The organism is Billgrantia gudaonensis (assembly GCF_900100195.1).
GTDB lineage: Bacteria > Pseudomonadota > Gammaproteobacteria > Pseudomonadales > Halomonadaceae > Halomonas > Halomonas gudaonensis.
Map to the genome: position 1 here is coordinate 134397 of NZ_FNES01000011.1, position 11597 is coordinate 145993.

Sequence of the window (11597 nt, forward strand, 5' to 3'; positions counted from 1 at the left end):
CGGCCGGTGCGCGGCACGACGATACCCTGGCTCAAGCCGGCAGCAAGCCGACGAGATGCAGCAACCCGATGGCCACGCTCAGAGTCACGAAGGAGAGTAGTGTGGCGACCATCAGCGCGGCGGCGCCCACGCCGCCCATGGCGTAGCGCTGCCCGAACAGCGGATAGACGCTGATCATCGGTGCGCAGGCGAAGAGCATGGCACCGGTGATCAACGCGGGGTCCGGTTCCGGCATGAGCAGAAAGGCGCCGAGAATCGCCAGGGGGTGGAGAATCAACTTGCCGGTGACGATCTGTGCGACATCGCCGAGCAGTCCGCGAACCTGCAGGCGGAACAGCGAAGCGCCGATCACGAAAAGCGAGGCCGGGCCGGCGGCATCGGCGAGCATGTCGATGGTCCGGGCCAGCGGCCCCGGCAGGCTGATCCCCGACACCGCGACCAGCACGCCGAACAACAGGCCGATGAGGACGGGGTTGCGACCCAGGCGGCGGGCGGTCTGGCGCAGCGTCGCGGTGAGGCTCGCACCGCGCTGGTGGCCCATCTCGGCGAGGATCAGCGCAAGGGGGATGATCAGCAGGTTCTCGATCACCATGTTGAGGGCCAGGAACACCGCAGCCGGAGAGCCCAGCACCATGGCGGCCACTGGATAGCCGATGAAGCCGCTGTTGGAGGCGGCCATGCCCAGTGCCTGGATGGCGCCGTTGCTCAGCGGGAGGCGCTGCCAGACCAGGGTTACCGCCAGGCCGAGGACGAATATCGCCAGCGACCCCAGGCCGTAGGCGAGCAGGTACTGGGTGTCGAAGACCTCTTCCAGCGGGTTCTGGGTCAGGGCGCGGATCACCAGTGCCGGCAGGGCGCAGTACATGACGAAGGTGCCGACGCCCCGCACCTGCTCGCGACTGATGATGCGCCCGGCGATGGCCAGGTAGCCCACGCCGATGAGCAGGAAGATGGGAGCCGTGATGGCGAGTATCTCGAGCACGGCAGCCTCCTTGCCGGAAATATGGGGACGTGTCGGTCCCTCATCGGGGTTCGGGGTGCGGTAGCGTCATCTGGCTTCAGGAGAAGAGACGAGACGCCGTGCTGGACTGGGCGAGCTCTTCCGCCGCCGTCAGCAGCGGCGATGCCAGGGCGGGAACGCGTTCGGCGTCGAGCCTTACGCTGGGGCCGGCGATGCTCAGCACGCCGATGGGGTGGCCATCGACCGGGTGGCGGATCAGGGCCGACATGGCGGCGGTGCCGGGCCCCATGCTGTCGCTAACCCAGGCGTAGCCGCGCGTTCGGGTATGCCGCAAGTGATCGAGCAGTTCGTCCTCGTTGCGTGGCGCCTGAGGGCCGAGCGGGTGGTCGGTCTCCAGACCTTGGGTCTGCACCAGGGCGAGTGCTGCGACATCGTCGAGGCCGGCGAGCCAGGCATGGCCGCTGGCAGTGCAGAACAGCGGAGCTTCCTTGCCCATGTCCGGATCGTAGCGTAAGCCGCTACGAGCCCCCTGTGCCTTGGCAATCCAGGTCAGGCGGTTTCCTTCGATTACCGAGAGACGTACCAGCTCGCCGCTGGTCTCGGCCAGACGGTCGAGGATTGGCTGGATGACATCGCTCGCTCCTGTGCTCGCCAGGTAGCGAAAACCCAGTGCCACCAAACGCGTGGTCAGCTGGTAATGCTGGGTGCGTGGATTCTGGCGTACGTGGCCGAGACGGATCAGCTCGCTACAGATGCGGTGGGCCGCACTCTTGGGAATCCCCAGACGGTCGGCGATGACCAAAAGCGGCAGGCCCTCGGCGTCTTCCGAGAGCGCTTCGAGCACGCCCAGAGTGCGTTCGATCAGGCTTCCGGCCATGACGGCTGTCCCTTAGCTGTGAAAATTGCAATTCTAGAATCGTGTTTCGGAAAATGCACGCTGTCAGCTCACATGCCGCCGAATCTCTTGCGCCTTGGCCTGAAGCAGCGGCAGGTAGTCGCGCATCAGGGTGTCGTAGTCGACCCGGGCGGCGTTGGTGCTGATGTTGATGGCGCCGAGCAGCTTGCCGTGGGCGTCGAAGGCCGGCACGGCGATGGAGCGCAGCCCCGAATCGAGCTCCTGGTCGGCGATGGCGTAGCCCTGCTGGCGCACCTGGCGGATGCACTCTCTGAGTTCCGCCTTGTCGGTGAGGGTCTTGTCCGTATAGCGCTCGAGAGTGACCCGCTCGAGGAAAGCGTCGAGCTCGCTGTCGTCGAGCTGGGCGAGCAGCACCCGGCCCATGGAGGTGTGCGCTGCGGGCAGGCGGGTACCCACCGATAGGGTGATGGCCATCAGACGGTGGCGCGAGGCGGAACGGGCGACGTAGATCACCGAATCGCCGTCGAGCACGCCCAGCGAGGAGGATTCCCCACACTCGGCGGTGATCTCCTCGAGCACCTGCTGAATCACGCTGCGGTAGTTGTTGGCCGAGAGGAATGCGTAGCCGAGCTGCAGCACCTTGGGGGCCAGTTCGAAAGTGCGGCCCTGCTTGCGCACGTAGCCCAGCGCGTGCAGGGTGAGGAGGAAGCGGCGTGCGCGTGCCCGGTTCATGCCGGTGCGCCCGGCCACTTCGCTGAGGGTCATGCGCGGGTGTGCCTCGTCGAAGGCCAGGACCACCTCGAGGCCGCTGGCCAGCGCCGTGACGAAGTCCCGGTCGTCCGGCGTCAGCATCTCATCCTGCTCTACTGTTTCCATCCTCTGCGGTCCTTTATCGAGTTGCCCGTGATGAGGGCGACGGTCTAGCCTATTGTTCGAAATGCGAACATTTGTGCAACTATAAGTTGGGATCCTTCGCCTCGTCCACCCATGGGAGTCTTCGTCATGCCTGCCGCGCTGCTTCAGCACCCCTTCATGAGCCTCCGAGCCTTGACCGAATGCCAGGCCCAAGCCTTGGTGGAGGCCATGCTGACCTTCGAGCTGGCTCTGGCCGAGGTCCAGGAAGCCCGTGGTGCCGTACCCGAAGGGGCCGGCCAGAGAATGCGCGACGTTCTGGCCTCTCACCCCTTCGATGTCGAGGCCATCGCCGCCGGTGTCGCCAGTGGCGGCAATGCGGCGATTCCCTTCGTCAAGCAGGGTCGTGCTGCTTTGCCGGAGGATCTCAAGCGTTACTGGCACCAGGGGGCCACGAGCCAGGACGTGCTCGACACGGCGTTGATGCTGCTGCTCCAGCCGCGGCTCGCGGCGATCGATGCCCTGCTCGTGCGCTGCCGGACGGCGGCGATTCCGCTGATGCGACAGCACGCCGCCACGCCCATGGTAGGGCGCACCCTGATGCAGCAGGCGCTGCCCCTCGCCTTCGGCGTCAAGGTCGCCCACTGGGCGCTGGGGCTCGAACAGGCGCGCCGTCGACTGGCCGCTGTCGAGCTGCCGGTGCAGTTCGGCGGGGCCGTGGGCGTGCACTCCGGTTTAGACGGGCCGGGCTGGGACGACCTGGGCCTCGCTTGCATGGATGCCCTGGCCGAGCGGCTGGGGCTCGCCGTGCCGGTGCTGCCCTGGCATACCGACCGCCAGCCGATCCATGCGCTGGCCACTGCCCTGGATGCCGTGTCCGGGGCCGCCGAGAAGCTGGCGCTGGATGTCGCCCTGCTCACCCAGACCGAGATCGGCGAGGTGGCGGAGCCGGCCGGCGAAGGGATGGGCGAATCCTCCTCCATGCCGCACAAGCGCAACCCGGTGCGCTGTGCGCTGATCCGGGGCGCCGCCCGCCAGGTGCACGGTCACGCCACGGTGATCCTCAATGCCGCGGCCCAGCCGCTGGAGCGCGGCCTGGGCGAGTGGCACGCCGAGTGGGCGCCGCTCATCGACGCCGCCCTGCTGGTGGAGGGGGCGCTTGAGCAAACCGCGGTGCTGCTCGAAGGGCTCGAGGTGCACCCGCAAGCCATGGCGCGCAACCTGGCGGCCACCGGCGGCGGCATCATGGCCGAACCGGCCTCGAAGCTGCTGGCACCGGTGCTGGGCCAGGACGCCGCCAAGCGCATCAGTGCCGAGGCCGCCGAGGCGGCGCGCGAGTCGGGTCGCCCCTACGCGGAGGTGCTGGGCGCCCATCCCGAAGTGGCGGGCCGGCTCGCGCCCGAGACCTTGGCTCAGACCACGGACCCCGCTTTATACCTTGGTAGCAGCCAGCGGCAGGTCCAGCGTGCCATCGCCTGGCTGGAAGAAACGTAATGCACTGATGGAAAAGGGAGTCGGCGAAATTCAAGGGGGAAGGCCAGGCCTTCCCCCTTTTTCGTTTCGGGGCCGTGGCGTTTGACGCTTCCCGCTTTGGGGATTAATTTGTTCGTATCACAAACCTATGTTCGTTAAACGAACAAATTGCGAGCCGGTCGGCCTGCCGCCGCTGGCTCCTGGCGAATCAGCGAGAGGCAACCACTATGGCCGAGATTCTCAGCCTGCATGACGCGGTGGCACGCTACGTGGAGGACGGCGCCACCGTGGCCATGGAAGGCTTCACCCATCTCATCCCCTTCGCGGCGGGTCACGAGGTCATCCGCCAGGGCAAGCGCGACCTGACCCTGATCCGCATGACGCCCGATCTGATCTACGACCAACTGATCGGTGCCGGTTGCGCCAGGAAGGTGATCTTCTCGTGGGGCGGCAACCCCGGCGTGGGTTCGCTGCATCGCCTGCGCGACGCCGTGGAGAAGGGCTGGCCACGCCGGATCGAGATCCTCGAGCACAGCCACGCCGCCATGGCCTGCGCCTTCGAGGCGGGCGCGGCGGGCCTGCCGATGGCCGTGCTGCGCGGCTACGTGGGCAGCGACCTGCCCAAGGTCAACAACCAGATCAAGTTCATCGAGTGCCCCTTCACCGGCGAGCGCCTGGCGGCGGTGCCTTCCATCCGTCCGGACGTATCCATCGTCCATGCCCAGAAGGCCGATCGTGCCGGTAACGTTCTGGTGGAAGGCATCATCGGCGTGCAGAAAGAGGCGGTGCTGGCCGCCAAGCACAGCATCGTCACCGTCGAAGAGGTCGTCGACGAGCTGGCCGTCGAGCCCAACGCCTGCGTGATCCCCGGCTGGGCGATCAGCGCCATCGCCGTGGCCGAGCGGGGCTCGCTGCCCTCCTACGCCCACGGCTACTACGACCGCAACAACCGCTTCTACAAGGAGTGGGACGCCATCGCCCGCGACCGCGACGCCTTCACCCAGTGGCTCGACGACCACGTCTACAATGCCGGAGGAGCGACCCAATGAGCCTCGACTACACCTCCTCGGAGATGATGACCGTCACCGCCGCCCGGGCTCTGGAGAACGGCATGACCTGCTTCGTGGGCATCGGCTTGCCCAGCGAAGCGGCCAACCTGGCGCGCCTGACCCACGCCCCCGATGTGGTGCTGATCTACGAGTCCGGCACCCTGCAGACCAAGCCCGAGGTGCTGCCGCTCTCCATCGGCGATGGCGAGCTGTGCGAATCGGCGCTGACCACCGTCTCGGTGCCGGAGATGTTCCGCTACTGGCTGCAGGGCGGTCACGTCAGCGTGGGCTTTCTGGGCACCGCGCAGATCGACCGCTTCGCCAATCTCAACACCACCCTGATCGGCGACTACCATGACCCCAAGGTGCGCCTGCCGGGCGGGGGCGGTGCGCCGGAGATCGCCACCAACGCCCACGAGGTCTTCATCACCCTCAAGCACTCCAAGCGTACTTTCGTGAAGGACGTGGACTTCGTCACCACCCTGGGCTTCGGCCGCGACGGCAAGGGGCGCGACGGCGTGCCCAACATCGGCCGCGGACCGACCCGGGTGATCACTGACCTGTGCGTGCTCAAGCCCGACCCCGAGACCAAGGAGCTCACCGTGGTGTCGCTGCACCCCGGCGTGACCCGCGAAGACGTGATCGAGGCGACCGGCTGGGAGATCCGTTTCGCCGACGAACTCGAAAGCACCCCGGAGCCTTCGACGCACGAGCTGGAGATCCTGCGCGAACTCAAGGAGCGGACCGATCGCAAGCATTCGGGTCAATAACGAGGAGCCCTCATGAGCGACGTATTTCTGTGTCATCCGCGGCGTACTGCGGTGGGCCGCTTCGGCGGCACCCTGGCGGCGGTGCGTCCCGACGACTTCGCCGCGACGATCTTCCAGGCCGTGCTCGCCGAGGCGCCGGGGCTCGACCCCGCCGCCATCGACGAGGTGATCATGGGCTGCGCCAACCAGGCCGGCGAGGACAACCGCAACGTGGCGCGCATGTCGGCACTGCTGGCCGGCCTGCCCACCTCCGTGCCGGGCACCACCATGAACCGTCTGTGCGGCTCGGGGATGGACGCCGTGGGCACCGCCTTTCGCGCCATCAAGGCCGGCGAGTTCGAGCTGGCCCTGGCCGGCGGCGTGGAGTCGATGTCGCGCGCGCCCTACGTGCTGGGCAAGGCGGAGAGCGCCTTCTCCCGCGGCCAGGCCATCGAAGACACCACCATCGGCTGGCGTTTCGTCAACCCCTTGATGAAACGCCAGTACGGCGTCGATTCCATGCCGGAGACCGCCGAGAACGTCGCCGAGCAGTATCGGATTTCCCGCGAGGATCAGGACGCCTTCGCCCTGCGCTCCCAGCACAAGGCCGAACGCGCCCAGCAGGCCGGCCGCTTCGCCCAGGAGATCACCGCCATCGAGATCCCGCGGCGCAAGCAGGAACCGCTGGTCTTCGATCAGGACGAGCACCTGCGGCCCGGCACCACCCTGGAGAAGCTGGCCAAGCTGCCCACCCCGTTTCGCGAGGGCGGCAGCGTTACCGCCGGCAACGCCTCGGGCGTCAACGACGGCGCCGCGGCGATGCTGGTGGCCAGCCAGGCAGCGGTGGAAGCGCACGGCCTTGCCCCCATGGCCCGGATCCTCGGCATGGCCACGGCCGGGGTCGAGCCGCGCACCATGGGCATGGGCCCGGTGCCGGCGGTGAACAAGCTGCTCGGCCGGCTGGGCGTGTCGCTGGACGAGATCGACGTCATCGAGCTCAACGAGGCGTTCGCCTCACAGGCGCTGGCCTGCCTGCGCGAACTGGGCATTGCCGACGACGACCCCCGGGTCAATCCCAACGGCGGCGGCATCGCGCTCGGCCACCCGCTGGGCATGTCCGGTGCGCGGCTGTTGACGACGGCGGCCTTCGAGCTCCACAACAGCGGCAAGCGCTACGCTCTGTGCACCATGTGCGTGGGCGTGGGGCAGGGGATTGCTACGCTGATCGAAAACGTGTGACGGAGGCTTCATGGCTTTTCTGACGATCGACGGCCGCAGCGTCGCCTACCGCCTGCTGGGCGCCGAGGCCAACCCGCTGGTGCTGCTGGCCCACCCGCTGGGCATGACCCAGGCGGTATGGGACGACATGCTGCCGGCGCTGCTGCCGCACTACCGCGTGCTGACCTGGGATCTGCCCGGCCATGGCGCCAGCGAGGCCTGGCCGACGGAAGGCGGTGAAATCGCCCCGGCGGCGCTCGCCGCCGAGGCGCTGGCGCTGGCCGAGCATGCCGGCGCCAGGCGCTTCCACTTCGTCGGCACCTCCATCGGGGGTGTGGTCGGCCAGCAGCTGCTCGCCGAGCATGCGCAGCGGCTGCTCTCGGCGGTGCTGACCAACACCGGTGCGGTGATCGGCACTCCCGAGCTGTGGACGACCCGGGCGAGCCGCGTGCGTGACGAGGGCCTGGCGGCGATCTCCGGCGAGATCGTGCCGCGCTGGTTCTCCGCCCAGCGCCTCAAGACCGAGCCGGCGCTGGAGAGCGGATGGCGCACCCAGATGGCACGCACCGATGCCGAATCCTACGCGCGGCTGTGCGAAATGCTCGGCAAGAGCGACTTTCGCGGCAAGCTCGGCGGCAACGGGGTGCCGGTGCACCTGCTCGGCGGCAGCGACGACGTGGCCACGCCTCCGGAGACCCTGGAAGCGCTCGCTGCCGAGTGCGACGGCGCCCCGCTGGAGATCCTCCAGGGCTTCGCCCATGTGCCCTCGGTGGAGAGCCCCGAGGCCATGGCCAAGCGCCTGCGGTTGTGGCTCACCGCGGATCGCAGCGAGGTAGGCGAGCGGGGCGTGAGCTATGCGGAAGGGCTCGAGACCCGCAAGCAGGTACTCGGCGAGGCACACGTCGCGCGCGCCAGCGAGAACGCCACCAGCCTCGACGCTCCCTTCCAGCAGATGATCACCCGCCTGGCGTGGGGCGAGCTGTGGGGCAACGACGACCTGACCCGCCGCGAGCGTAGCCTGATCACCACCGGCATTCTTGCCGCACTGGGTCGCGAGGAGCTCGAGCTGCACTTGAAGACCGCCCAACGCATCGGGCTGACCGAAGCGGAGCTGCGCCAGGTGCTGCTGCACGTAGCCATCTACGCCGGCGTGCCGGCGGCCAACCACGCCTTTGCCCTGGCCAAGAAACTCGGCTGGGGTACGCCCCTCGAGTGACCGGTGAGGCGGCGGGGCCTGTGCCCCTCCGCTCCAGGGAGCCGTGCATGCTCAACGCCCGCATCAAGCTGCGCCATTTGCAGGCTTTTCTCGAGGTGGCCCGCCAGCGCAGCTTCGCCCGCGCCGCCGACCGGCTGGCGATCACTCAGCCGGGCATGTCCAAGACGATCCGCGAGCTCGAGGAGATCCTCGAAGCGTCACTCTTCGAGCGCACCGCGCGGGGCGTGGCTCTCACCCAGGCAGGGCTCACCTTGCTGCGTCATGCCGGCCCGGCGCTGCGTGCCCTGGAGGAGGGCATCGGCGCGGTGGGCGGCAGCGGCCAGGGGGCTCGCTGGTTGAACGTGGGGGCACTCTCCACGGTGGAGAGCCGTCTGCTGCCCGAAGCCGTGCGCCGCTTTCAGGCCGATGGCCCGCCGGGCGTCGGCATCAACGTGGTTTCCGGCCCCAGCGCCTTTCTGCTCTCGCGGTTGCGCCGCGGCGAGCTGGACCTGGTGGTGGGGCGCATGACCGAGGCGCGCGAGATCCGCGACCTTGCCTTCGAACACCTCTACTACGAGCGGCTGCTGCTGGTGGTGCGCGCCGGCCATCCGCTGGCCGGGGTGGATCCTCTGCCCGCCGAAGCGCTGGTCGCTCATCCCTGGATTCTTCCACCTCCGCAGACCACCTTGCGCCAGCAGGTCGACAGCTTCTGCGTGCGCCATGCCCTGGCGCTACCCGAGACGCTGCTCGAAACCCTGTCGCTGCCGCTCGGCCAGGGCGTCACCCTGGGCAGCGACGCCATCTGGGTGGTGCCGGAAGAAGCGGTGCGCGCGGCGCTGGACGAAGAGCGGCTCGTCGAGCTTGGCGTGAGCCTGGAACGGCTGGGCGGCTCGGTGGGGCTGTGTACCAACGCCAGCCTCGAACCCTCGCTGGCCCTGGACGCCTTCTGCGAGATTCTGCGCGAGGTGGCCGCCGACACCTCGGGCGCGGTGATATAACCCACCGGTTATGCATCGACGCTGAGACGTCAATTGGCGACCGTGCGACACCGCGCCACACTGCCAAGGCACCCAACCGACAACCCCAGAGACGACACGCCATGCAAGACGACAACAAGCGCTTCGTCGAGCGCGACCGAAACTGGCATCCGCCGGCTTACGCACCGGGCTACAAGACCACCGTAGCGCGCTCGCCGCGTCAGGCGCTGGTCAGCCTGCAGAACCCGACGATCTCCGAGCGCTCCGGCCCGGACTTTCGCCGCCTGCGCATGGGCCCCCACGACAACGACCTGCTGCTCAACTTTCGCCAAGACCCGACCCAGGGCCAGGGGCTGCCGGTGGGCGAACGCATCATCATGTTCGGCCGCGTGGTCGACCAGTTCGGCAAGCCGGTGCCGCATACCCTGGTGGAAATGTGGCAGGCCAACGCGGGCGGCCGCTATCGCCACAAGAACGACAACTACCTGGCGCCGCTCGACCCCAACTTCGGCGGCGTGGGGCGCTGCCTCACCGACGAAGAGGGCTGGTATCGCTTTCGCACCATCAAACCGGGCCCCTATCCCTGGCCCAACGACCCCAACAGCTGGCGCCCTTCGCACATTCACGTCTCGGTGATGGGGCCGTCGATCTCCACGCGCCTGATCACCCAGATGTATTTCGAGGGCGACCCGCTGATTCCGCTGTGCCCCATCGTCCACACCATCAACGACCCGGACGCCGTCGAGACCATGATCGGGCGGCTAGACATGGCGCGCAGCAAGCCCATGGACTGCCTGGCCTACCGCTTCGACCTGGTGGTACGCGGCGAGCTCCAAACCTATTTCGAGAATCAGTGAGGAGGGAACCGAGATGAAACAACCGAACAGCGTTCCCGCCAGCGAACTGATGCTGCGCGAAACCGCCTCCCAGACCGCCGGGCCCTACGTGCACATCGGCCTGGCCCTGGCCGCCGCGGGCAACCCGACCCGCGACGAAGAGATCTGGAACGAGATGGCCAAGCCCGAGGCCGAGGGCGAGTCCATCGAGATCGTCGGCACCGTCATCGACGGCAACGGCGACATGGTGCGCGATGCCTTTCTCGAAGCGTGGCAGGCCGATGCCAACGGCGTCTACCAGCCCGAGTACGACCTGAACAAGCCATTCAACAGCTTCGGGCGCACCGCCACGACCTTCGACCACGGCAGCGAATGGTCGCTGAAGACCGTCAAGCCGGGCCCGGTGACCTGCGCCGACGGCCGGGTGATGGCCCCGCACGTCAATCTCTCGATCTTCGCCCGAGGCATCAACATCCACCTGCAGACCCGCCTCTACTTCGCGGACGAAGCCGAGGCCAACGCTGCCTGCCCGGTGCTCTCGCGCATCGAATCGCCGACCCGCCGCCAGACCCTCATCGCCAAACGCGAAGAGGCCGACGGCAAGGTGCGCTACCGCCTCGACATCAAGCTCCAGGGCGAAGGCGAGACGGTGTTCTTCGACTTCTGAACCGTCGTCGCGACAGCGAAGGCGACCTTGCCAGGCGAGGCCGCTACGACGAGAGCCAGCGCCATGCGCTGGCTCTCGTCTTTTCGGCTGACGTTTGACTTGGGTCGCTGGTGCCAGCGTGGTAGAGCGTCTAGGCTGGCCGTATGTGTGCGATTGTAAGCGGATGTCGAGAGCGAACGGTAAGCCCCAAGGATCGACTGCGTGACGGTCAGCGACAGCAGAGGGGCAGGGGACGGCAGCCAACGGTGAAAACCGGTACAGGGTGGCAAAGGCAGCACGCACGCGAATTCTGCATAGATTGCCTAGCTATTCTTAATGTCTATGAATATCAATGGGTTATATAGGGAAGGGCAGGCTAGATAACATTGTTGAACGCGCCTGCGCGTTCAAGTGGATAAACGAGCGGGCTGTCTAATACGCTGTTGAACTAAACCGCTTCGCGGTAGCTGTCGTCGCATCCTGTCTTTTGCGTCATCGAACCACACTGTTTTTTGACCCACGTGGGTCAGAGAACAGGAGTGATGGCGATGACTGCCTTACGACAGACGATGATCGAGGCCATGCGGCAGCATGGCTTCGCACCACGCACCCACACTACGTACCTGACGGTGATCACCGACCTGGCGCGCTATTTCCACCGCCCGCCGGACACCTTGAGCAGCGACGATCTGCAACGCTTCTTCAATCATCTGGTCCAGGAGCGCGGCTTGTCCGCCGCCAGCTGCCGCGTCTACTTGCACGGCGTGCGGTTCCTCTATTTGCAG

12 protein-coding genes are annotated in these 11597 nt (G+C 67.2%); 9 read left to right on the plus strand and 3 right to left on the minus strand.

Annotated elements, in window-relative coordinates; genetic code table 11:
- Window positions 1-31: 31 nt before the first annotated feature.
- From BLP96_RS13710 to BLP96_RS13720, 3 genes are all read right to left on the minus strand, one after another.
- The gene (locus tag BLP96_RS13710) at window positions 32-982 is read right to left on the minus strand and encodes an AEC family transporter (RefSeq protein ID WP_089687070.1); all 951 of its coding nucleotides are present in this window, start codon (window positions 980-982) and stop codon (window positions 32-34) included.
- Between the two features lie 76 nt (window positions 983-1058).
- The gene (locus BLP96_RS13715) at window positions 1059-1838 is read right to left on the minus strand and encodes an IclR family transcriptional regulator (protein ID WP_089687071.1); all 780 of its coding nucleotides are present in this window, start codon (window positions 1836-1838) and stop codon (window positions 1059-1061) included.
- Between the two features lie 63 nt (window positions 1839-1901).
- Window positions 1902-2693, minus strand: coding sequence for an IclR family transcriptional regulator domain-containing protein (locus BLP96_RS13720; RefSeq protein WP_089687074.1), 792 nt, complete (start codon window positions 2691-2693; stop codon window positions 1902-1904).
- A 126-nt stretch (window positions 2694-2819) separates the two neighbouring features.
- Between BLP96_RS13720 and BLP96_RS13725 the strand changes: the two genes are divergently transcribed.
- From BLP96_RS13725 to BLP96_RS13765, 9 genes are all read left to right on the plus strand, one after another.
- Window positions 2820-4163: a class-II fumarase/aspartase family protein gene (locus tag BLP96_RS13725; RefSeq protein ID WP_089687076.1), complete on the plus strand. Its 1344-nt coding sequence runs from the start codon at window positions 2820-2822 to the stop codon at window positions 4161-4163.
- Between the two features lie 206 nt (window positions 4164-4369).
- On the plus strand, window positions 4370-5191 hold the full coding sequence (locus tag BLP96_RS13730; RefSeq protein ID WP_089687077.1) for a CoA transferase subunit A: 822 nt from the start codon (window positions 4370-4372) through the stop codon (window positions 5189-5191).
- Window positions 5188-5961, plus strand: coding sequence for a CoA-transferase subunit beta (locus BLP96_RS13735; RefSeq protein WP_089687079.1), 774 nt, complete (start codon window positions 5188-5190; stop codon window positions 5959-5961). The genes BLP96_RS13730 and BLP96_RS13735 overlap by 4 nt, the downstream gene beginning before the upstream one ends.
- 12 nt (window positions 5962-5973) lie before the next feature.
- Window positions 5974-7179, plus strand: coding sequence for a 3-oxoadipyl-CoA thiolase (gene pcaF, locus BLP96_RS13740; protein WP_089687081.1), 1206 nt, complete (start codon window positions 5974-5976; stop codon window positions 7177-7179).
- A 10-nt stretch (window positions 7180-7189) separates the two neighbouring features.
- Window positions 7190-8374, plus strand: coding sequence for a bifunctional 3-oxoadipate enol-lactonase/4-carboxymuconolactone decarboxylase PcaDC (gene pcaDC / locus BLP96_RS13745; protein ID WP_089687083.1), 1185 nt, complete (start codon window positions 7190-7192; stop codon window positions 8372-8374).
- A 47-nt stretch (window positions 8375-8421) separates the two neighbouring features.
- Window positions 8422-9351: a pca operon transcription factor PcaQ gene (pcaQ, locus tag BLP96_RS13750; protein WP_089687085.1), complete on the plus strand. Its 930-nt coding sequence runs from the start codon at window positions 8422-8424 to the stop codon at window positions 9349-9351.
- Window positions 9352-9452: 101 nt separating this feature from the next.
- The gene (gene pcaH, locus BLP96_RS13755; protein ID WP_089687087.1) at window positions 9453-10187 is read left to right on the plus strand and encodes a protocatechuate 3,4-dioxygenase subunit beta; all 735 of its coding nucleotides are present in this window, start codon (window positions 9453-9455) and stop codon (window positions 10185-10187) included.
- Between the two features lie 13 nt (window positions 10188-10200).
- Window positions 10201-10833, plus strand: a complete 633-nt coding sequence (pcaG, locus tag BLP96_RS13760) for a protocatechuate 3,4-dioxygenase subunit alpha (protein ID WP_089687089.1) — start codon at window positions 10201-10203, stop codon at window positions 10831-10833.
- A gap of 527 nt (window positions 10834-11360) precedes the next feature.
- On the plus strand, window positions 11361-11597 hold a 237-nt coding region (locus tag BLP96_RS13765; RefSeq protein WP_176761530.1), incomplete at its 3' end, for a site-specific integrase.